The organism is Bradyrhizobium sp. AUGA SZCCT0431 (genome assembly GCF_018131065.1).
In the GTDB taxonomy this organism is placed as follows: Bacteria; Pseudomonadota; Alphaproteobacteria; order Rhizobiales; family Xanthobacteraceae; genus Bradyrhizobium.
Genome location: NZ_JAFCLR010000013.1, coordinates 177,602 through 198,237, shown reverse-complemented (window position 1 = coordinate 198,237; position 20,636 = coordinate 177,602). Strand labels below are relative to the sequence as shown.

At 62.0% G+C, this 20,636-nt stretch carries 20 protein-coding genes; 8 read left to right on the top strand and 12 right to left on the bottom strand.

What is annotated here, in order from left to right; all coding sequences use genetic code 11:
• Positions 1-633: 633 nt before the first annotated feature.
• The 10 genes from JQ567_RS15370 to JQ567_RS15325 all read right to left on the bottom strand — a co-directional run bounded on the left by JQ567_RS15370 (position 634) and on the right by JQ567_RS15325 (position 9,616).
• On the bottom strand, positions 634-1,491 hold the full coding sequence (locus tag JQ567_RS15370) for a CoA ester lyase (RefSeq protein WP_212439602.1): 858 nt from the start codon (positions 1,489-1,491) through the stop codon (positions 634-636).
• A 4-nt stretch (positions 1,492-1,495) separates the two neighbouring features.
• Positions 1,496-1,951 carry a MaoC family dehydratase gene (locus JQ567_RS15365; RefSeq protein WP_212272115.1) on the bottom strand — a complete coding sequence of 152 codons (456 nt, stop codon included), beginning with the start codon at positions 1,949-1,951 and terminating at the stop codon, positions 1,496-1,498.
• The gene (locus JQ567_RS15360; protein WP_212439601.1) at positions 1,951-2,727 is read right to left on the bottom strand and encodes an enoyl-CoA hydratase/isomerase family protein; all 777 of its coding nucleotides are present in this window, start codon (positions 2,725-2,727) and stop codon (positions 1,951-1,953) included. The genes JQ567_RS15365 and JQ567_RS15360 overlap by 1 nt, the downstream gene beginning before the upstream one ends.
• Positions 2,728-2,739: 12 nt before the next feature.
• A complete protein-coding gene (locus JQ567_RS15355) occupies positions 2,740-3,945 on the bottom strand; it encodes a CaiB/BaiF CoA-transferase family protein (RefSeq protein WP_212439600.1) in 1,206 nt (401 codons plus the stop codon).
• Positions 3,946-4,074: 129 nt separating this feature from the next.
• Entirely contained in the window at positions 4,075-4,791 is a 717-nt protein-coding gene (locus JQ567_RS15350) for an ABC transporter ATP-binding protein (protein ID WP_212439599.1), read from the bottom strand.
• Positions 4,788-5,546 (bottom strand): ABC transporter ATP-binding protein, encoded by a 759-nt coding sequence (locus JQ567_RS15345; protein WP_212439598.1) that lies wholly within the window; start codon positions 5,544-5,546, stop codon positions 4,788-4,790. Before JQ567_RS15345 ends, JQ567_RS15350 begins: the two co-directional genes overlap by 4 nt.
• A gap of 2 nt (positions 5,547-5,548) precedes the next feature.
• Positions 5,549-6,334, bottom strand: coding sequence for an SDR family NAD(P)-dependent oxidoreductase (locus JQ567_RS15340; RefSeq protein ID WP_212439597.1), 786 nt, complete (start codon positions 6,332-6,334; stop codon positions 5,549-5,551).
• Positions 6,331-7,359 (bottom strand): branched-chain amino acid ABC transporter permease, encoded by a 1,029-nt coding sequence (locus JQ567_RS15335; RefSeq protein ID WP_409363601.1) that lies wholly within the window; start codon positions 7,357-7,359, stop codon positions 6,331-6,333. The genes JQ567_RS15340 and JQ567_RS15335 overlap by 4 nt, the downstream gene beginning before the upstream one ends.
• A complete protein-coding gene (locus JQ567_RS15330; RefSeq protein ID WP_212439596.1) occupies positions 7,356-8,258 on the bottom strand; it encodes a branched-chain amino acid ABC transporter permease in 903 nt (300 codons plus the stop codon). Before JQ567_RS15330 ends, JQ567_RS15335 begins: the two co-directional genes overlap by 4 nt.
• 98 nt (positions 8,259-8,356) lie before the next feature.
• Entirely contained in the window at positions 8,357-9,616 is a 1,260-nt protein-coding gene (locus tag JQ567_RS15325) for an ABC transporter substrate-binding protein (protein ID WP_212439595.1), read from the bottom strand.
• A gap of 181 nt (positions 9,617-9,797) precedes the next feature.
• On the opposite strand from JQ567_RS15325, the gene JQ567_RS15320 reads away from it, so the two are divergent.
• From JQ567_RS15320 to JQ567_RS15295, 6 genes are all read left to right on the top strand, one after another.
• Positions 9,798-11,291 carry an AMP-binding protein gene (locus tag JQ567_RS15320; protein WP_212439594.1) on the top strand — a complete coding sequence of 498 codons (1,494 nt, stop codon included), beginning with the start codon at positions 9,798-9,800 and terminating at the stop codon, positions 11,289-11,291.
• Positions 11,288-11,947, top strand: a complete 660-nt coding sequence (locus tag JQ567_RS15315) for a TetR/AcrR family transcriptional regulator (RefSeq protein WP_212439593.1) — start codon at positions 11,288-11,290, stop codon at positions 11,945-11,947. Before JQ567_RS15320 ends, JQ567_RS15315 begins: the two co-directional genes overlap by 4 nt.
• Complete coding sequence (locus JQ567_RS15310) at positions 11,937-12,710, top strand: SDR family NAD(P)-dependent oxidoreductase (protein ID WP_212439592.1); 774 nt, start codon at positions 11,937-11,939, stop codon at positions 12,708-12,710. Before JQ567_RS15315 ends, JQ567_RS15310 begins: the two co-directional genes overlap by 11 nt.
• Positions 12,711-12,723: 13 nt before the next feature.
• Positions 12,724-14,634 (top strand): NAD(P)/FAD-dependent oxidoreductase, encoded by a 1,911-nt coding sequence (locus tag JQ567_RS15305; protein WP_212439591.1) that lies wholly within the window; start codon positions 12,724-12,726, stop codon positions 14,632-14,634.
• Positions 14,635-15,219: 585 nt separating this feature from the next.
• A complete protein-coding gene (locus JQ567_RS15300) occupies positions 15,220-15,849 on the top strand; it encodes a 2-hydroxychromene-2-carboxylate isomerase (protein ID WP_212439590.1) in 630 nt (209 codons plus the stop codon).
• Between the two features lie 78 nt (positions 15,850-15,927).
• The gene (locus tag JQ567_RS15295; RefSeq protein WP_212439589.1) at positions 15,928-16,200 is read left to right on the top strand and encodes a hypothetical protein; all 273 of its coding nucleotides are present in this window, start codon (positions 15,928-15,930) and stop codon (positions 16,198-16,200) included.
• A 129-nt stretch (positions 16,201-16,329) separates the two neighbouring features.
• Here JQ567_RS15295 and JQ567_RS15290 read toward each other — a convergent pair whose 3' ends face one another.
• Positions 16,330-17,361, bottom strand: coding sequence for a glutathione S-transferase N-terminal domain-containing protein (locus JQ567_RS15290; protein WP_212439588.1), 1,032 nt, complete (start codon positions 17,359-17,361; stop codon positions 16,330-16,332).
• A 221-nt stretch (positions 17,362-17,582) separates the two neighbouring features.
• Here JQ567_RS15290 and JQ567_RS15285 point away from each other — a divergent pair, with 221 nt between their 5' ends.
• Positions 17,583-18,377: a class II aldolase/adducin family protein gene (locus tag JQ567_RS15285; protein WP_212439587.1), complete on the top strand. Its 795-nt coding sequence runs from the start codon at positions 17,583-17,585 to the stop codon at positions 18,375-18,377.
• 120 nt (positions 18,378-18,497) lie between these two features.
• The gene (locus JQ567_RS15280) at positions 18,498-19,439 is read left to right on the top strand and encodes a GAF domain-containing protein (RefSeq protein WP_212439586.1); all 942 of its coding nucleotides are present in this window, start codon (positions 18,498-18,500) and stop codon (positions 19,437-19,439) included.
• Positions 19,440-19,448: 9 nt separating this feature from the next.
• Here JQ567_RS15280 and JQ567_RS15275 read toward each other — a convergent pair whose 3' ends face one another.
• Positions 19,449-20,606: an epoxide hydrolase family protein gene (locus JQ567_RS15275; protein WP_212439585.1), complete on the bottom strand. Its 1,158-nt coding sequence runs from the start codon at positions 20,604-20,606 to the stop codon at positions 19,449-19,451.
• Between the last annotated feature and the right edge of the window lie 30 nt (positions 20,607-20,636).

The following is a 20,636-nucleotide window of genomic DNA, read 5'->3' as shown; positions in this document are numbered from 1 at the left end:
ATGAGAGGGCGCAGGGAAGACCGGGTGCGCGCTGCACCCGCGGTCTCGCGTGCGGTTTGCACAAAACAAAATGCACACGAGCATACAGGGCAGCGGAGAACACCCGGCCTTCCCTGCGCAATGGCTTTACGGCTTATATCGTGCTCTCCCTGGTGAACGGGCTTGCTTGCCACCATCGCTCCTGATCAGCTTTTGGCCTTTCAGGAACTTGACGCCAGCAACGGGGCGCCAGGACCACACGACTTCGCCGTACGCTTTTGTCGCGTTACGTCTTCGCAACATCAGCGTCCACCGCAACCCGCCCAACGTCCGTGACGACGGCCGACGCCCTCTGAGTGGGACGGGATGGCGAGAAATGTGCCCCTGATTTGCCCTTCTGGAAAAGCGAAATCTTGCCCGACGGGCCAATTTGTCGCACGAAGCAGTGATTGCCGACGAAAACGCAAGGCGTGTACGCGAAGCGCCGCGACATCCGGGATTCTTCGCAACATTACCCGGATATCGCTGCGCTCATCCGGGCTACGGGCCGCTCTACCGAGCCCGCAGTTCGTAGGGTGGGCAAAGCGCAGCGTACCCACCATTCAGGCCATCGAAGTAGATGGTGGGCACGGCGCAAGAGCGCCTTTGCCCACCCTACTTGGCCCGCAGCGCCAGAATCTTCTCAGCGGCGCGCAGATGCGGCTTGTCGATCATCTTGCCGTCGATCTTGACGACGCCGGAGGCCGGATTGTCGTTGAAGGCTTTGACGATCTGCTCCGACCAGGCGATCTCTTCGTCGGTCGGCAGGAAGGCGGCGTTGACGACATCGACGTGCTTGGGATGGATCACCGCCTTCGCCAGAAATCCGTCCTGACGCGCGGCAATCGATTCTTCCCGCAGGCCTTCGAGATCGTTGATGTCGGTTGCGATGGTGTCGATCGCGACGACGCCAGCAGCCGCGGCGCTGATCAGGCAGAGGTCGCGTGCCAGCAAGAACGGCCCGTGATATCGGCCCGCGGTCCGGTTGCGCGAGGCGCCGAGGGACGCCGCGAGATCCTCCGCGCCCCACATCATGCCCCATAGGCGCGGGCTCATGTTCTCGAAATCGAGCAGCTTGAGCACCGCCCGCGCGGTCTCCGTCGCCACCGTCACGATCCGGGTGGTTCCATGTTCGATGTCAGATGCGGCTTCGAACGCATCGAGATACAGCGACAGTTTATTAACATCGGCAGCGCCGGCACATTTCGGCAGCACGACGCCATCGGGCCGACCCGGGATCACGGCGGCGAGATCGCCCAGCGTCATGCCGGTATCGAGCGCGTTGACGCGGATATAGATCTTCTGGCTCCGGTTCCGCGCATCGAGCATTTCGCGCACGGTGCGGCGCGCCCCGACCTTCTCGTCCGGCGCGATCGAATCCTCGAGATCGAGGATCAACGCATCGGCCGCGGTCTTCCTGGCATTTTCGAACTTGCGCAGACTGTCGCCCGGAACGAACAGAAACGATCGCATCAAATCACGCCTTTGGTTTGCAATGCATCAGCCCGGTGCGGCGGCAGCTCGCAACCACCTCCCCGCGCTGATTGGTCATGGTGTGCTCGAACTCGACGATCCCCTGCGTCGGCCGCGACTTGCTGGCGCGCTTGGAGATGATCCTGGTATGGGATTTCAGCGTATCGCCGTGAAACACCGGTTTTGGGAATTTGACGTCGGTCATGCCCAGATTGCCGACCGTCGTGCCCAGCGTCGTATCGTAGACGCTCATGCCGATCATGATGCCGAGCGTATAGAGGCTGTTGAACAGCCGTTGGCCGAACTCGGTATTCTCGGAGAAATGCGCATCGATATGCAGCGGCTGCGGATTCATCGTCAGCAGGCTGAACATCGTATTGTCCATCTCGGTGACAGTCCGGCTGAACTCATGATGAAATTCCCGACCGACCTCGAACTCCTCGAAATACAATCCGGCCATCAGCGCCCCTTGTAGTTTGGCGCCCGTTTCTCGACGAACGCGTTCAACCCTTCCTGACAATCTTCCGTCGTCGCCACAAGCGCAAAGCTTTCGGCCGTGTTCTCGACCGAACGGCGGAAATCGGCGTCGACCGCGCGCATGAAGGCATCGCGGCCGATCTTCATTACGATCGGCGACTTGGCAGCCAGCTTCCGCGCAATCTCCCGGGCGCGGTCGAGCGCGGTCCCCTTCGGCACCACTTCACTCAAAAGACCCATGCGGAATGCGGTCGCGGCATCAAAGGGCTCGCCCAGAAACAGCGGGCCAAACGCCTGGTGCTTTCCAACCAGCCGGGGCAGTTGCACGAAGTGGATCGCCGGGATCAGCCCGACATCGATCTCCGGATAGCCGAAGGTCGAGGCCTCGCCCGCGACGATCATGTCGCAGGAGATCGCAATCGTCATGCCGCCGGCCCGCACCGCGCCGTCGACCGCGGCAATCGTTGGCTTGCCCATGCGATACTGGGTATCGTTGAGCGCGAAATACAGCCGCTCGAGGAATTTCTTGGTTTCGATCCCCGGCTTGCCCCTGACGATGTCGAGATCGAGCCCGGCACAAAACACCTTGTGCAGGCTGCCGACGATGACTGATGATACCGACGGATCGTCCTTCGCTTTCTGCAGCGCTGCCAGCAGCGCATCGATCAGCGGCATGCTCAGCGCGTTGACCGGCGGCCGGTCCAGCATGATCTCCGCGATCTTGTCCGAGACGGAGTAGCGAACGAGTTCAGCGCTCATGATGCCGCTTCCCTATTGTCTGGCCTGACGCACCGCGCCGGCCGCGATCAAATCATCGATGGTGTTGCGATCGAACCCGGCCTCGGTCAGGACCGCAACGCTATCCTGTCCGATATCCGGCGCGGGGCAAAGTGCGTCTTCGGAAAGGCTGGCAATACCCGGCGTGCGCGGCGTGTAGACCGGACCGACGCCGGGGGTATCCTGGCACACCGACGCGTTGGTCGCTTCGACGTGTGGATTGCGCAGCCACTCCCCGGGATTGAGGATGCGTTCGGCGATGATATCAGCCGCATGCAACCGCGACAGCCAGACGTCGGTCGGTCGCGCCAGAAACACCTCGCGCAGCTGCGAGATCAACGTGTCGGCCGCGTCAGCCCGGCTGGCGAAGTCCGCAAAGCGCGGATCGTTGGCGAGGTCGTCGCGCTCGATGGCCGCGCACAGGCGCTTGTATTGTGGTTCGTTGACCAGCGTCACCATCATCCAGCCATCGCGGGTCTGGTAGGAACCGGCCGGCACGTTGAGCGCGCGCGGCGCGCCGCCCTCCAGAATATGTTCGGCGACCTTGTGGCCAAGCAGCGCCGCCGTCGACTGGCAGAGATTTACGTCGATCCAGCGGCCGGTGCCGACGGTGGCGCGCGCGAACAGCGTGGTTGATATCGCCTGGAAGGCGTAGACGCCGGTCACGACGTCGGAGACGGTCGTGCCGACCCGGTGCGGGGTCTTGTCATTGCCGACATTGATCGACACCAGGCCGGAAAACGCCTGCGCCACGGAATCCGAGCCGGGCCGTTTTGAGTAAGGACCGCTCTGCCCGAATGCGCTCACCGAGAGATAGATCAAGCCGGGATTGTCGCGCGAGAGCTCCTCGTAGCCAATTCCAAGCCGGGCGGCGACACCGGGGCGAAAACCTTCGATCAGGACGTCGCAGTCCTTGGCCAGCCGCCGGGCGACCGCAATCGCGTCCTTGTGCTTCAAATCGAGGCAGAGGCTGCGCTTGCCGCGGTTATAGACCGCCGACAGCGTCGTATGGTTTCCATAGGTGGTGCCAAGAAAGCGCGACCAATCCCCCTCCGGCGGCTCAACCTTGATGATTTCAGCCCCGTAGACACCGAGCAACATCGCGCAATAGGGCGAGGCGATGCCCTGCCCGAAATCGAGCACCCGCAAGCCGCGATACGGCGCCTCATGCGTCGGCGATAGCATCCGATTGATTGGCATTGTTCCCCCACACCGCGCAATCGGTTCTGGTGGAATCAGAACCGAAGCTCTTGATTTTTGTTTTGACGCGTTTTCTTCGCGCGAACCGGTATCCACTTCGCTTGAAAACGCTCCGGGCCGGGCCGAAAGCTACAGCGCCAGATAGCGCTGACGAATGTTCTCGTTGGCTTTCAGCTCTTCGATACCGGATGTGTAGACGATCTGGCCCTTGTCGATAACCGTCGCGTGGCTCGCAAGGCCAAGGCAAAAATGCATGTTCTGCTCGGCGATCAACACCGTGGCACCGGTACCGCGCAGTTGCCGCAGCAATTCGCCAATCCGCTGCACGATGATCGGCGCCAGCCCCTCGCTCGGCTCGTCCAGCAGCAGCAGCGCCGGATTACCCATCAGGGTGCGTGCAATCGCCAGCATCTGCTGCTCGCCGCCTGAGAGACGTCCCGCGATCCGGTGCCGCAACGGCTCCAGCAGCGGAAATACATCGTAGATGCGCCGGATCGACCATTCGTCCTGGCCATCGGGACCCTTCTTGGCGCCGATCTCCAGATTGTCTTCCACCGTATGCTCGGGGAAAATCTGGCGATCCTCCGGCACGAAGCCGAGGCCGGCGCGGGCGATGTGGTGCGGCTTCAGCCCGGATACGGTCTTGCCCCGCAGGGTGACCTTGCCGCGGCGCGCCGGCGCCAGGCCCATGATCGCCTTCATCGTGGTCGACTTGCCGGCGCCGTTACGGCCGAGCAGCGCCATGGTCTCGCCCTGCCGCACCGACAGGCCGACGCCGAACAGGATCTGGCTGCTGCCGTAAAAAACGTCGAGGTCCTCGACCTGCACCACCGGCTGCGCGCTCATATCGCGGCCTCCGCGGGATGTTCGGTGCCGAGATAGGCCTCGATAACGGCCTCGTTGCGGCGGATTGCTTCGGGCTTGCCGGTGGCGAGGATCCGGCCGTAGCACAGCACCACGATCTCGGGCGCGATCTTGAATACGATGTCCATGTCGTGCTCGATGAAGACGACCGTGATCTTCTGTTTCTCCCAGAGCTCCCTGACCTTGTCGATCATGCGCCAGCGCTCCTCGGTACCCATGCCGGCGGTGGGCTCGTCGAGCAGCAGCACCTTGGGATCGAGCACCAGCGCCAGCGCGATATCGAGCAGCTTCTGGTCGCCATGCGACAGCGTCGCTGCGGTGCGGCTGCGCTTGCTGGCAAGCCCCAGCAATTCCATCGCATGCTCAGCGCGGTCGCGGGTTTCAGCCAGCGGAAATCTTCGATGCATTACACCGGCGCGGCGCTGATCGGCGCCGACGGCGGCCAGCATCGTTTCCTCCACCGTGAGCGAGGGAAAAATACTTGCGACCTGGAACGCGCGGCCGATGCCATGGCGCACGATCTCGGGCGGCGAACGCCCGGCAAGGTCGACGCCATTGAGCAGGATCTGACCGGAATCCGGCTTCAGCGCCCCGGTGATCAGGTTGAAGAACGTGCTCTTGCCGGCACCATTGGGGCCGATGACTGATGTCAACGAGCCATCAGGGAAATCCAGCGTCACGTTGTCGGTCGCCTTGACGCCACCGAAGGATTTCGAGAGTCCGCGAATCCTGAGCATGGCTAGCCACTCGCCTCCCGAAGTCCGCCATAGGTGCTCCATGATGTACCGGCCAACCAACCGCAATCGACCGGCAAATTGGCGCCCGTAATCGCGGACGCGGCATCGGAGGCAAGAAAGGCGACCACACGACCGATTTCGGAAGGGTCGACCAGACGGCGCAGCGCGGCATTGGCTGATAGCGCGGAGACATCCCGCTCGCCACGATCAATCGCGTTCTTCAGCGCCGGCGTCAGCGTATAGCCCGGAGAAACCGCGTTCACCCGCACGCCGGAGGGGCCCCACTCCGCGGCGAGGCATTCGGTGATCGCAATCACGGCCGCCTTGGCCGGGGCATAGGCATGTAAGGGCATCGAGCGCATGCCGGCGATCGAGGCGATATTGACGATGCTGCCGCGTTTGCGCGCGATCATGCGCCGGGCAAAGGCGAGGCAGGCGACATAGGTGCCGCGCTGGTCGACACGAACGACGTCGTCCCAGGCCGACATCGGCAAATCGTGCGGCCGCACCGGCACCTGGATGATCCCGGCACTGTTGACGAGCACATCGACCGGCCCGCATTCGCGCTCAATCGCTTCCGCGCAGGCCTCGACGCTGGTCTCGTCCCCGACATCGGCGACGTAGGCCCTGCCGCCAAATTCCGCGGCGACATCCCTGGCCTTCGCCAAATCGCGATCGACGACCATCACAAGATCGCCGCTCGCGGCCAATTCCCGCGCGCAAGCCGCGCCAATCCCGCTGGCACCGCCCGTCACCACGCTGACCCGCGCCTTTGCCGCCGGACTCATGATGCGCGCTCCCCGGAACGCTCGCGGCGCTGCGCGTACCATTCGATCACGAAATCCATCAGGCCTTTCCGCAGGCCGATGGCGAAGAACAGGATCACGATACCGAGAACGATGCCGTGATACTCGGTCACACGCGTGACGGTATCGTTGAGGATCAGGAACAGCGCGGTGCCGACCATCGGCCCCAGGAATGTGGTCACACCGCCGAGCATGTTGATGAAGATGCCCTCGCCCGAAATCGTCCAATAGGCGAATTCCGGATAAGCGCCGGAGACGAACAGCGCCATGATGATGCCGCCGGTCGAGGCGAACAGCGCCGCGAGCACGAAGATCGTCAGTTTGGCGCGCCAGACGTCGATGCCGATGAAGCTCGCCCGCGTGGCGTTGTCGCGGATCATGCGCAGCGTGTAGCCGAACGGCGACTGCGCGATCTGGTGCATCAAGAACAACCCGATCACCAGCAGCGCGCAGCTGACAACGTACAGATGCAGATGGTTCGATAGATCAATGCCTAAAAATGGCGGCCGGGGAATGCCGCCGCGCAATCCCTGATCGCCGCCGGTCAGCGATACCCAGGACAGGATGGTCGAATGGATCAGCATCTGGAACGCCAGTGTCACGAAGGCGAAATAGATCTCCTTCAGCCGCACGCAAATCGCACCAATGACGAGGGCGACGACAAACGTGATCGCCAGCGTTGCAACGAAAGCCACCGGCACGGCAACACCGGTCTTCTGCATCATCAGCCCGAAGCCGTAGGCGCCAAGGCCAAAGAACATGCCGTGGCCAAACGACGTCAGTCCGGTGTAGCCGACCAGAAGGTTGAGCGACGTCGCGAACAGCCCATAGGCCGCGCAACGGATCACGAAGTCGAGCAAGAATTTGCTGCTGGTGAGCATCGGCAGCAGGGCAAGCACGACAAAGACCGCAAGCGCAATCAGGGCATCCCGGTTGGGGCGCGGCTTTGCCTGGGTAAGGGAGTTGTCGAGCACCTTGCTCGCCTGTTCGGCCTGCAATTCGGTCACGCGACCTCCTTGCCGAACAGGCCGGTCGGGCGGGAGACCAGCACGATCACCATGAACAGATACATCAGGCCTTCCGTAAACAGGGGAAAGCCGAGCGAACCGAACGAGCGGATCATGCCGATCAGGAGCGCGCCGATCAGCGCGCCCAGGATCGAGCCCATGCCGCCGATCACGGTGACGATGAAGGATTCGATCAGCACCGAAAATCCCATCCCCGGCGTCAGCGAACGGACGGGTGCCGCGAGCGCGCCGGCCAGTCCCGCCAGCATGCCGCCGAGCGCGAACACGCCGCCATAGATCAGGCCGGTGTTGATGCCGAGCGCGGACACCATGCCCGGATTATGCGCCGCGGCCCGGATCACCTTGCCGATCCGGGTGCGGGAAAGACCGAGGCCGAGAACGATCGCGGCCACCAGCGCGACGCCGATCAGCAGCAGATAATAGGGCGGCACCACGCCGCCGGCGATGAACAGCGGCGCCACCTGGAACGCCGCCGGCATGCCCATCGACTTGAATTCCGGTCCCCAGATCATCCGTACGACGTCGTCAAATATCAGCACGAAGGCGTAGCAGACGAGGACCTGCATCAACACGTCGCGGCCGTAGACCCGGCTCATGAAGACGCGTTCGAAGATCAAGCCCAGCAGCGCGGTGCCGGCCGCACCGCACAGCATCGCCAGCGCAAAGCTGCCGGTTAGCTGATAGGCCGTCATCGCGAAATAGGCGCCGAACATGTAGAAAGCGCCGTGGCTGAAATTCACCACCTTGAGCACGCCGAAAATCAGCGTCAGCCCGACGGCGACGAGAAACAGCAACATGCCGATGATGAAGCCGCTGGTGGTTTGCGTCACCAGACAGGCGGAGCTGGCGAGACAGCCGGTGAGTGTATCGAGATCCAAGGAAAATATCCGTTACGGCGTGCCGGAAGATCGGTGCGCGAAAGAACCATGGGGCGGTGAACGGAGGCGGCCTGCGCCGCCTCCGTTTCGCGGATCGATCAGGTGTAGCCCTTGCTCTTCTTCCACTCGGCTTCGAGTTCGAGAATGCTCTTCCAGTCGCCCGGCTTGACCTCCGGCACGTAGGGCTCTTGCGGGATCGTCGTACCCCACCCGATTGCATAGCCGATCAGGGTCTGGTCCTCGGCCCGCATCGTCACGGTGCCGTCGGCGCCGAACGGCGATTTGATCTTGAGGCCACGCAATGCCTCCGCAATCTTCTTGCCGTCAGCGGAATTCGCCTTCTTTGAGGCCTCGGCGAGCAACATGATCGCGGTTGCGTTCTCCCACGACCAGTTGGTCGGGTACTCGTTGTATTTCGCCTTGTAGGCATCGCCCCAGGCCGCGTTCTCCGCGGTCGCAGGATAGGTCTTGATGTAGCGGTTGCCGGAATGAATGCCCTTGGGCAGGTTCTTCACCACTGTGAGTGCGGTGTAGTCGGCCATGTTGACCGCAAACACCTCCATCTGGGTGAACAGCGCATAGATATTGGCCTGATCGATATAGGAGGTCAGATCACCACCCCACAGGCAGGAATACAGCGCCTGCGGCTTGGCCTGCAGGATTTTCGTCACCACCTCGGTGTAGTCGGGCTGGAACAGCTTTGGCCAGGACTCGCTGATGATCTCGACGTCGGGCGCGAAGCGCTTCAGATACAGCGTGAACTCGCCCGTGGTATCACGGCCATAGGCGTAATCGGGCGCGCAGGTGGCCCATTTCTTCAGGCCCTTCGCCTTCGAGATCGCCGCCGCGTAGCTGCCGCCGACGATCGAGTCATGCACGCCCTGGCGCGCGGTGCGGAACGCGTTGGGAATGTGCTGCTTGGGATCGGCTGTCAGCGCCGAGGTTTCCGAGTTGGTATGAAGGCAGAGCACGCCGAGATCGCGCGCGACTTCGTGCACGGCGAACGCTCCGGATGACGCCTCGGCATCGATCAGGAGTTCGCAGCCATCGGTGTTGACCAGTTCGCGCGCCACGCGGGCGGCTTCCTGCGGCTGCCCCTTGGAATCGCGGATCACCATCTCGATCTGCCGGCCGGCGAGGCCGCCGGCGGCGTTGACCTTCTCGACTTCCAGCATCACGCCGTTGCGCGATGACGTTCCGAGTTGCGCCACGCGGCCGGAGAGAATGGTCGGCATGCCGACCTTGATGGTCTTGGCCTGCGCCCGCGCCACCCACGGTGTCGCGAAAGTCACGGCACCGGCGCCCATCAGCGCCAGTGTTGAACGGCGGCTGATGCCCGGTTTGCGGGTTCTCGTCATTATTCCCTCCCTCTCGGGTTTGCGTTCCCAGTTTCCTGCCCAAATCCCAGCCGGGGATCGTGTTGCCCCCGTACTCACAAGATTTCAGAGCAAGGGGGGTGACGTCAAGCCAAATATGAATTACGAGTCATAATTCATCTAACGGGAGATCGGGCCGGAATCCGGCCTTTTGAGCCGAGAAATGATCAACCTTTCGAGCTTCATCGCGTTTCATGCCAGGCGGACGCCCGACCGCTGTGCGCTGAAATACCGCGGCGAGGAGATCTCCTACGCCGACTTCCACCGCCGCATCGGCCAGGTGGGCGGCTGGCTCGCCGCGCGCGGCATCGGCGCCGGCGATGTCGTCGCGGTGCTGATGAAGAACAGCACCGCGTTTCTCGAACTGGTGTTTGCAACCAGCCACGTCGGCGCGGTGTTTCTGCCGATCAACTATCGGCTGTCGGCCGACGAGGTCGGCTACATCGTCGGCAATTCCGGCGCGCGCATTCTGATCGCAGACGAAGAGCTGGCCGGCATCGCAGCAGGTAACGTTCCCGTGGTGCTGCTCGAAGAGGCCGCGCAGTCCGGCATCTCGCGGCTCGCGCCTGACATGACCCCAGCCCCGATGCATCCAAGACAACCCCGCGACCTGATGCGGCTGATGTACACGTCAGGCACCACGGACCGGCCCAAGGGCGTGATGCTCACCTATGAGAACATCTACTGGAAGTCGGCCGACCAGACGCTGGCGCTCGGACTGAACGCCGAGACGCGATTGCTGGTGGTCGGCCCGCTCTACCATGTCGGCGCACTCGATCTGCCGGGGATTGCAGTGCTCTGGCATGGCGGCATGCTTTCAATCCACCGCAACTTCGAACCCGAACAGGCGCTGGCGGCGATCGAAGCCGAGAAACTGAACGCGGCCTGGTTCGCGCCCGTGATGACAACAGCGATCCTCACCTGCCCGACCCGCGATCGCTACGACGTCTCGAGCCTGCGATGGGCGATCGGCGGCGGCGAGAAGACACCGGAAGCGCGCATCCGCAGCTTCTCCGAATACTTTGGCAATGCCCGCTACATCGACGCCTATGGCCTGACGGAAACCTGCGGCGGCGACACTTTCATGGAAGCCGGCCGCGAGATCGAAAAGATCGGATCGACCGGCCGCGCCATCGCCCATGTCGAGGTCGAAATCCGCGACGATGCCGGCCGTCGCCTGGCACCCGGCGAAAACGGCGAAATCTGCCTGCGCGGACCGAAGGTCACGCAAGGCTACTGGAAAGATCCCGAGAAAACCGCAGCCGCTTTCTTCGGGGACTGGTTCCGCACCGGCGACGTCGGCTACCTCGATGAAGACGGCTTCCTCTATCTCACCGACCGCAAGAAGGACATGATCATCTCCGGTGGCGAGAATATCGCGTCGTCCGAAGTCGAACGCGTGATCTATGAATTGCCGCAGGTGCGCGAATGCGCCGTCATCGGCCTGCCCGATGAACGCTGGGGCGAGAAGCCCGTTGCGATCGTGGTGTTGGGAGAAGGCGCCGCGCTGGAGCTGCCTGCCCTGACCGATCATTGCCGCGCGCGGCTCGCCAGCTTCAAGGTGCCGAAGCAATTGATCATCCGCGATAGCTTGCCGCGCAACCCGTCGGGCAAGGTGCTCAAGCGCGTGCTGCGCGCCGAACTGGAGGCTTCATGACGCAGGCAACGCGAGCCAATTCCGGCAAGGTCACAAAACTCAACCGCGTCGAGCGCAACGCCTGGACCAAGCGCAAGATATTCGACGCCGCGACCAAGATCGTCGGCAAATACGGCTATGCCGAAGCCTCCGTCGCCCGCATCACCGAGGAAGCCGGCGTCGCGCAGGGCACGTTCTACAACCATTTCGAAAACCGCCAGGAACTGCTGGATCAATTGCTGCCAACAATCGGCATCGACATGGTGCGCTTCATCCGTGCGCGCACCGGCACGGCACAGACCGCGCAGCAGGAAGTCGAACGCTTCAGCGCCTTCTTCGACTTCATCCGCGAGGTACCGGAATTCCTGCGCATCCTCAACGAGGCCGAGTTCTTTGCGCCGATCGGCTACCAGAAGCATTTCGACAATATCTCGACGGCCTATGTCCGTATCCTTAAGCGCGCGCGGCTTGCCGGCGCGGTTGATAGCTATAGCGACGAGGAATTCGAGGCCATCGTCCAAATATTGATGGGTGCCCGCGGCTATCTGAGCCGGCGGTATTCGTACTCGAACGGTGCGGTCACGGCCGTGCCCGACCATGTCATCTCCGCCTACCAGAAGCTGATGACGCGCGGGCTCTTCAATTCAGCCGGCAAAGGCAACGACCATGAACGCTGATTGTATCGTTCTCGTCACCGGCGGAAGCCGCGGCATTGGTGCGGCGACCGCGACGCTTCTGGCCGAACAAGGCCAGCGTGTTGTGATCACGGACATTGCGCCGGAACCGCTGGCCGGCACCAAGACGATCCTGTGGCCTGCCCCTTTCGATGTCGCCAGCGAGAGCGCCGTCGTCAGCGGCATCGCCGATATCGAGACAGCCCACGGCCCGATCAGTGGCCTCGTCAATGCCGCCGGCGTGTTCGGCAAGATGCATCCGGTCGAGCGGGTGCGGATGGATCAATGGGACCGCGAGGTCAATATCGATCTGCGCGGGACATTTTTGGTCGCGCGTAGCGTTGGCGTCAAAATGGCCGAGCGCCGGCGCGGCGCCATTGTCAATGTCGCGTCGGTCGCGGGCATGACGTCAGGTCCAATCCACGCCTACACCGCCGCCAAAGCCGGCGTCATTCAGATCACGCAGACGCTTGCCGCCGAATGGGGCCGTACCGGCGTGCGCGTCAATGCCGTCTCTCCCGGCTTCACCCGCACCGCGGCGCTGGAAGCCGGCATCGCCTCCGGCGCGCTCAACAAGCGCCTGCTCGAAAACCCGACCGCGATGAACCGGCTGGTCGAGCCGATCGAGGTCGCACAGGCGATTGCGTGGTTGCTGTCACCGATGAGCAGCGGTGTCACCGGCATCAACCTGCCGGTCGACGCCGGATACATCGCCGGCACCACCTGGGCCGCCTATGGCGGCCTGCGCGAAGCGCCTGGCCCGTAACAAGGATACGAGCATGAATATCGAGATGCCCCGCAAGAAACTCGATCTCGCATCGGCCATCGCCGAAGGCGATATCCGCGTGCTGCTGATGGTGCTGGTCCACATGACCGGCGACGAACGCTGGCTGGAGCCACCGTACAAGCCGAGGCGCGACGTTCGCCTGATCCCGGACCCCGAGGCCGGCCTGCCCCGCGAAGTGCAGGACGAAATCCGCGCTGCTGTCGTGAAGCTGTTCGCCAATGGCGAGCCCAAGCCTGCGATATCAGACCCCGGCGACGAATTGATGCTGAAGATGATGCGCGCGACGCTCGGCGAAAACGTCACGCCGGAATATGCGCCGCTGATGCGCGAGGAAATGGGCTTTATCCCCCGCGACATCAGCTGGACCAAACCTCCGGCCGACGACAGACTGGCGCAGCAGCATGTGCTGATTGTCGGCGCCGGCGTCTGCGCAATCGCGCTTGGCGTCGCGCTCGGCCGCCTCGGCATTCCCTACACCATCGTCGAGAAGAACGCGGAACTCGGCGGTACCTGGTATGTCAATCGTTACCCCGGTTGCGGCGTCGACACGCCGAACCACTCTTACTCCTTCTCGTTCGGCGCGAGAAATCCATGGACGCGCTATTTTGCCCAGCGTCAGGAATTGCTCGACTACCTCAAGAAGGTCGCGCTCGAATACGACATTCGAAAGCACCTCCGCCTCAACACCGAACTGACGTCTTCGCGCTGGGATGAGAACAAGCGGCGCTGGATTTCAACGTTGAAGACAGCGCATGGCGAGGAGATTTTTGAATCGACGACCCTTGTCAGCGCGATCGGCCAGCTCAACGACCCCTCGCCCGCGCATTTCAAGGGCGAGGAAGATTTCAAAGGGCAGACCCTGCATTCCGCGTTGTGGTCGGAGGGCATCAAGCTCGACGGCAAGCATGTCGCCGTCATCGGCACCGGCGCCACCGCGATGCAGCTGGTGCCGTCGATCGCCGACCGGGTAGCGTCGCTGACCGTCTATCAACGGACCGCGCAATGGGCACGACCGGTCACGGGCTATTCCGACCCGATCAGCGACGGTGCGCAATGGCTGCTCGCGCATCTGCCTTTCTATGTGCAGTGGTACCGCTTCAACATGTTCTGGCGCTACGGCGACGGCCTGCTGCCGTTCCTGCGCAAGGATCCGAACTGGCCGCATCCCGAGCGCGCTGTGAACAAGGGCAACGACCGCCATCGCGAGGAGTTGACGGATTTTATCCTGTCCGAACTCAAGGACCGTCCCGACCTGATTGAGAAATGCGTGCCGACTTATCCGCCCTACGGCAAGCGCATCCTGCTGGACAACAATTGGTTCAAGACGTTGACAAAACCGAATGTCGAACTGGTCACCGACAGCATCGACCATTTCGCGGCTGACGGCATTGTCGCCTCGGATGGCACATCGCGGCCGGCCGACATCATCGTGATCTCGACCGGCTTCAAGGTCACCGAGATGGCGGCGCGCCTCAACATTACCGGCCGTGACGGCAAGGACCTCAGGCAGGCCTGGGCCAACGATAACCCGACAGCCTATCTCGGGCTCAACGTGCCTGACTTTCCGAACTTCTTTGTCATGCTCGGCCCGAACTCCGGGCCTGCGCATGGCGGCAGCGTGATCTTTCAGTCGGAGTGCCAAAGCCGCTACATCAGTGCCTGCCTGGTCGAGATGATCGAACGCGACATCGCCGCGATCGATGTTCGTCAGGACGCGCACGATCAGTACATTGAAAAAGTCGACGCCGAACATGAGCAGCTGATCTGGTCTCATCCAGGTATGACGACCTATTACCGCAACAGCCAAGGGCGGGTATTTTCGGCGATGCCGTGGCGGTTCGTCGATTACTGGGCGATGACTCACGATCCCGATTTCACACAGTACCGTCAAACCAAGGCGTAATCCTGCTGCACGTTGGAACCGGACACATCTGCTACTTGGCGGGCGTATGCACGGGAACCCAAGTGCGATTTTTCTCAGCATAAACTTGACACCTGACGATATCTGCCGCAGCATTTGTGACGCTGCACCTGACGGGGTAGCGGAGCATTTGGCTCTCTGCTTGGCAGGAATTGGCGTCCGATCATGTGATCGAATAGCAAGCAGCGGATGCGGACAAATGTCCGTCGGGCCCACTCTTGGAGAGGAGCATGATGCCACCGGCTCAAGCCAGTGACCTTGCTCAACGGCAAGGTCTCGACGCAAGTTGGGTGAACAGCAGCTGCTAACCCGTTGCGCCGTCTACAATCCAAACATATCCGCAGGATCGGAGTGCAAAGGCCACGCGCTTTTCGGTTCTGATATCGACCTGGTGTCTACCAGAAATCCTTCGCCTATAACGAAGATGTAGGGCCCCGCGATGCCTTAGATGCACCGGGGCCCATTCGTTTGGGTCGATCGCAACTTTCCCGCAATCGGTGAAGCCTCCGCAGATTGCTTCCGTCGTTCGGATCGGAAACAATTGCCCGATCGGGACAGGGAACAGCGATGGCGAAACCGCGCGTACGCATCTACACCGACTACAAGAGCCCCTACGCGTTCGTCGCCAACAAGCGGCTGTTCGAACTCGAGGAGGAATACGGCGTCGAGCTGGAATGGCTGCCCTATACGCTGCGCGTCGCCGAATTCATGGGAACCGTGGAAGAGCGCACGCCGCATTTCTGGCGCAAGGTTCGCTACGCCTACATGGACGCGCGGCGCTATGCCAACGCGCAGGGCCTCACCATGAAAGGCCCGCGGCGCATCTATGATGGTTTCTATGCCAGCGCCGGCATGCTGTTCGCGCAGCGCCACGGCCTGTTTCGTTCCTACCACGACACGGTATTCCGGCGCTTCTGGAGCCATGACCTCGAAATCGACGAACTGTCGGATATTGCCAGCGTCATTGCATCGGTTGGCGGTTCAGCCGAAGAATTCAAAGCCTACGTCCACGGTCCGGCCCGGGCCGAACATGACCGCATCATCGACGAGGCGGAGGAACTCGGCGTGTTCGGCGTACCGACCGTGGTCTTCAACGGCGAATTGTTCTGGGGCGGCGACCGTATCGACTTGCTGATCGAGCGCATCAAGAACCCTGACTCGATCGCAGCCGCACTGGGCAGCCGGCACCGGAAATGATCGCGCACGGTTCCTGTTTTCAATCTATTTACCAAGTTTGGCTAACCTGTCTGGTGGTTGAAACGCCGGGACCAGGGCATGTTCAGAGAAAGCCTCCCGATCGCTTATGATGCGCCTGCCGACCTGAAGAAGTGGCCATCGCTAAAAAACGAACGGGTCACCAGCAAGACGCCGTATCTCGTTTACAACGGCACCTTGGCGGACTGCATCCGGCAATTGCTGGCAAAGCCGATCAAGCAGATTTCGCTCTACGACATCGTGACCGAACGCCAGCCGGCATTCGACGGCAATGTGCTTTCACCCGGCGACGCCGCCGAAATCGCGATGCGCAAGGATTTTCCCAAGGGTTAGGCTCGCGGTTCCGTCATCCCCGGACGAACGCACTTGCGTTCGCTCGGGAGGTGCGCGCTCTTGCGCGCCTCGAAGGACGACGGCCCGTCTATGGCCGATTCATCCTTCGAGGCTCGCTCCGCTCGCACCTCACGATGACGGAAAGACGCTTGGTGCCTGGTTTAAATGAGGCCAGCATCCGGTGCGCTCCAGCACCGGTCGTAGCGCGGCACGATCTTCCGTATCCAAGGCTGCGAATTTGTCGCGAAGCTGTTGCAGGCACTTCACCTGATATTTGAACGGCGACAGCGCGTAAGGCAGGCCCCAGACATTGATCTCGAGCCGATCGAGACCTTTGGCAAAGGCTTCCGCGTTGGCCACGAGGAATGGCAGATAGAGTTCGCCGGCGATCCGCAGCAGCGCCTCGGCCATACCGCTGAGTGCCTGTTCGCGCGGATACCAATCGCCCTCGACGCCCGAAGCATCGTCCAGCCGCCGTACCCAATGATCGGTGAACGGCGCCTTCTCGCGCATGATCCGCATCGGCGTCGGATCGGTCGCCATTTCGCTGAGCTGGCCGAACCAGGCGAAATCGGCAAGCGACGGCCGGCTGCCGAACAGATAGTTGGTCATGCCGACATACGGCTCGAACGCCGCAAGCATTCGCAAGTAACTTTCCTCGAGCAGCGGCTTGTTCTCCGCGGTCGCACCGAGAATAGCCATCCGTGAAATCTGCCGCTGGCGGAATTGCTCGATCTCCTCAGGGCTGCCGGTTACAGCCTCCGACACCGACCACTCTTCGCCGGCCCAGCGCGAGACATACGCCTGATCCTCCGGATCCCACCATCGATACAGAAACAACGGCTTGACCGCCCATTCGTCGGCGAGATCTTCCAGCAGGTCGCACACGAATGCGACCGCCTTGTCGTCGGGGATGACGGACCGTACCTGATGACGGCGCTCCAGATCGTAGGCCAATGTCGTGGTTTCGCCACGAAACGTGCCGTCAGGATATTGCAGCACCGGGATCAGGTTCGGCCGCAGATGTTCGGTCGCCTTGCGGAGCGCCCTGGTCATGATGACCCAGTCGAAAGGAATCCTGCGATAGCGCATCAGCGCGCGCAGCTTGATGGCGTAAGGCGACGCGGTCGATCCAATCAGCCGATAGCGGCCTTCAGTCATGGTACTCCCTCGATCGTCCCAAATCTGAAACGCCGGCCACGCTTGCCCTGATACTGGCATCGAAGCGGATTTGCGCCAACCGGTGCATTCGGATTTCGCCCGTCAGCCCTGCAATAAACCGGCATGGCTTGCCTTGCGGCGCAGCGAATTCTGCAGCTATCCTCCGTGCCAAATGATCGGGCCCTGCCCAGCCCAATAATCCGCCTTAGTGGAGAAACGCCATGAATCCTCCCGTCAGCTCGCCCGCCATCAAGGTCGTGAAATCGGTCCGGGAACAGGTGAGCCCGGAGGAATGGCAGGCACGGGTCGATCTCGCCGCCTGCTATCGCCTCACCGCGATGTATGGCATGACGGAAATGATCGCCAATCATATCTCCTGCCGGGTGCCGGGAACGACAGATCAGTTCCTGATCAATCCTTACGGGATGCTCTACGAAGAGATCGATGCGTCGTGCCTGATCAAGGTCGACGTCGACGGCAACACGCTGCTCAACGCGACCGACTACAACGTCAATCTCGCCGGCTTCGTCATTCACAGCGCCATTCACATGGCCAAGCACGACATGGATTGCGTCGCGCATACCCACACACCGGCCGGCATGGCGGTCTCGGCGATGGAATGCGGACTGCTTCCGCTGGCCCAGACCTCGATGCGGTTCCTGCATGTCGCTTACCACGATTTTGAAGGTATCGCCGACGACGTCGACGAGCGTGCGCGCCTGGTCAGGGACCTTGGCGACCACGAAGCCATGATCCTGCGCAACCACGGGCTGCTCGTCGTCGGCAGAACCGTGCCATCGGCGTTCAACGTGCTGTGGCGCCTGGAACGCGCCTGTCAGGTGCAGATCATGGCATTGTCCTGCAACACCAAATTGACTTACCCGCCCCAAAGCATTCTCGAAGCGACCTACGACAAGATGCGGCCGCGGGTTGACCGGCCGGCCCGAAATGGCGACCTCGCCTGGCCCGCTTACCTACGTAAACTCGATCGTACCGACCCGTCCTACCGGAATTGAAGCTTCGGCAGGCTCATCGAGTCCGCACGATCTTTGGGCGGCGCTTGCCTGTAATTTGATCGCACATATCATCGCTAAATCGCCGATGCTGATCGCCGATGAGGCGATAGGTGCGTCCCGATGAAGACGTTCATTCGAGTGGTTGAACTGTGGGTACCGGACCGGACCCGCACGCGTCTGGAGTTCGGCGGCAGTCTCTGCAGCGAGGAGTATTCGGAGTTCAAGGCCGTCAGCGAAAACGCGCTGTTTGCCTTTGATGAAGGGTTGCCCGGCAAGGCCTGGGCCTCCGGCCATCCGGTCATTCTCACTAAATTTGCCAACTCCTACTTCAAACGCACCGACGAGGCGATCGAAGCCGGACTGACCTGTGGCGTGGCGCTGCCGGTGTTCGCCGGTGAATTCCTGATGGCTGTCATGGTGCTGTTCTGCGGCGATGACGAGAAGCACGTCGGCGCCATCGAACTCTGGCACAATGATGCCGACGTCAGCCACGAAATGGGGCTTGTCGACGGCTATTACGGCACGGCCGACATGTTCGAGTTCAATTCACGGCACACCAAGTTTCCGCGGGGCTTTGGCCTGCCCGGGCGGACCTGGAAAGCCGGCATGCCGCTGATCATCAAGGACCTGCACAATTCCAAGCGCTTCCTGCGCTGGGAAGAAGCTTCCGAAATCGGCATCAATTGCGGCGTCGGCATTCCCTACACGACCTCACCGGACAAGACCTGGGTGATGACGTTCCTGTCCGCGCAGGCCACCCCGATCGCCAAGCGCTTTGAAATCTGGGTACCGAATCCATCGCGATCGGCACTGGTCTTTCATTCCGGCGATTGCAGCAAGAATACCGAGCTTGAATCGCTTTATGCGTCAAAGAGTATCGGCAAAGGCGAAGGCAGCGTCGGTGGGGCCTGGGCGACGGGCATGCCCGCGATCAACGAGCATCTGAAGGTCGATGAGTCAGTTGCGTCGCAGGCGGCGCGCGCGGCCGGGATGAATCAGATCGTCGTGCTGCCGGTGATTGAAAACGCGCTGCTCAAGGCCGTCCTCGCCTGGTATCTCTGAACGATCAGATCAACGCGCCATAGGCTGGCGCAAAGCCCCAAAGAAGTCCCGCACCTCGCGCACAAACAGCTCAGGCTGCTCGAAGGCTGCGAAGTGACCGCCCTTCGGCAATTCGCGCCAGTGCCGGATATCGGTGTAGCTTCCTTCCATCCACCGCCGCACCGGTGTGACGATCTCCTTGGGAAACACGGCAACCCCGCTCGGGATCGTGACCTTGTGGGGCGTCCGGCGCTTCGGCCCAAAACTCTCCCAATAGAGACGCGCCGAAGAGGCCGCGGTCGCCGTCACCCAATACAGCATGACATTGTCGAGCAGTTCGTCGCGGCCGAGGATGTTCTCGGGATGCCCGTCGCAATCGGTCCAGGCCCAGAATTTCTCAAGAATCCACGCCGCCTGGCCGCTCGGCGAATCCGTCAGCCCATAGCCCAGGGTTTGCGGCCGGGTCGATTGCTGCTTGGAATAGCCGGAATCCCAATCGGCATAGTACTTGATGCCCTGCAGCGCCCGCGCCTCCTCCGGCGTCGGCTGTCCGTCCACATTGGGCCGCGCCGACATCGCCAGCGTGATGTGGATGCCGGCGCAATGTTCGCCATCCTGCGCGCCCAGCGCGGTCGTCACCGCCGAGCCCCAGTCGCCGCCTTGCGCGCCGTAACGCGCATAGCCAAGACGGTCCATCAGCACCGCCCAGGCGGAGGCAATGCGATCAACGCCCCAACCTGTCGTGGTTGGCTTGGCCGAAAAGCCGAAGCCGGGCAGCGACGGACAAACGACGTGAAACGCGTCGGCGGCGTTGCCGCCGTATGCGGTCGGGTTAGTGAGCGGCTCGATCACCTTGTGGAACTCGACCACGGAGCCCGGCCAGCCATGGGTGATGATCAGCGGCATTGCCTGCGGATGCGGCGAGCGGATATGCAGGAAGTGAGTATCGAGGCCGTCGATTTCGGTCGTGAACTGCGTAAAGCGATTGAGGCGTGCCTCGCGGGCGCGCCAGTCATAGTCGTCGGCCCAGTAACGGCAAATATCCTTGATCCATTTCAATGGCGCGCCCTGGCTCCAGTCGTCGACCAATTCGGCCTCCGGCCAACGCGTGTTCCGCAACCGCGACTTCAGATCGTCGAGCACATCGTCGCCGACCGAGATGCGATAGGGTTTGATTTCAGCGCTCATGGAGAATTCTCACAATGCCTGATGGCAAGC

What these genes read in the sequence shown, in the direction of transcription:
- JQ567_RS15350 (WP_212439599.1), bottom strand. Translation starts at nt 4,791, where the DNA reads ATGAGCGCGCAGCCGGTGGTGCAGGTCGAGGACCTCGACGTTTTTTAC.
- JQ567_RS15320 (WP_212439594.1), top strand. Translation starts at nt 9,798, where the DNA reads ATGATCAACCTTTCGAGCTTCATCGCGTTTCATGCCAGGCGGACGCCC.
- JQ567_RS15345 (WP_212439598.1), bottom strand. Translation starts at nt 5,546, where the DNA reads ATGCTCAGGATTCGCGGACTCTCGAAATCCTTCGGTGGCGTCAAGGCG.
- JQ567_RS15310 (WP_212439592.1), top strand. Translation starts at nt 11,937, where the DNA reads ATGAACGCTGATTGTATCGTTCTCGTCACCGGCGGAAGCCGCGGCATT.
- JQ567_RS15325 (WP_212439595.1), bottom strand. Translation starts at nt 9,616, where the DNA reads ATGACGAGAACCCGCAAACCGGGCATCAGCCGCCGTTCAACACTGGCG.
- JQ567_RS15280 (WP_212439586.1), top strand. Translation starts at nt 18,498, where the DNA reads ATGAAGACGTTCATTCGAGTGGTTGAACTGTGGGTACCGGACCGGACC.
- JQ567_RS15365 (WP_212272115.1), bottom strand. Translation starts at nt 1,951, where the DNA reads ATGGCCGGATTGTATTTCGAGGAGTTCGAGGTCGGTCGGGAATTTCAT.
- JQ567_RS15305 (WP_212439591.1), top strand. Translation starts at nt 12,724, where the DNA reads ATGAATATCGAGATGCCCCGCAAGAAACTCGATCTCGCATCGGCCATC.
- JQ567_RS15295 (WP_212439589.1), top strand. Translation starts at nt 15,928, where the DNA reads ATGTTCAGAGAAAGCCTCCCGATCGCTTATGATGCGCCTGCCGACCTG.
- JQ567_RS15315 (WP_212439593.1), top strand. Translation starts at nt 11,288, where the DNA reads ATGACGCAGGCAACGCGAGCCAATTCCGGCAAGGTCACAAAACTCAAC.
- JQ567_RS15370 (WP_212439602.1), bottom strand. Translation starts at nt 1,491, where the DNA reads ATGCGATCGTTTCTGTTCGTTCCGGGCGACAGTCTGCGCAAGTTCGAA.
- JQ567_RS15355 (WP_212439600.1), bottom strand. Translation starts at nt 3,945, where the DNA reads ATGCCAATCAATCGGATGCTATCGCCGACGCATGAGGCGCCGTATCGC.
- JQ567_RS15275 (WP_212439585.1), bottom strand. Translation starts at nt 20,606, where the DNA reads ATGAGCGCTGAAATCAAACCCTATCGCATCTCGGTCGGCGACGATGTG.
- JQ567_RS15300 (WP_212439590.1), top strand. Translation starts at nt 15,220, where the DNA reads ATGGCGAAACCGCGCGTACGCATCTACACCGACTACAAGAGCCCCTAC.
- JQ567_RS15290 (WP_212439588.1), bottom strand. Translation starts at nt 17,361, where the DNA reads ATGACTGAAGGCCGCTATCGGCTGATTGGATCGACCGCGTCGCCTTAC.
- JQ567_RS15285 (WP_212439587.1), top strand. Translation starts at nt 17,583, where the DNA reads ATGAATCCTCCCGTCAGCTCGCCCGCCATCAAGGTCGTGAAATCGGTC.
- JQ567_RS15360 (WP_212439601.1), bottom strand. Translation starts at nt 2,727, where the DNA reads ATGAGCGCTGAACTCGTTCGCTACTCCGTCTCGGACAAGATCGCGGAG.
- JQ567_RS15340 (WP_212439597.1), bottom strand. Translation starts at nt 6,334, where the DNA reads ATGAGTCCGGCGGCAAAGGCGCGGGTCAGCGTGGTGACGGGCGGTGCC.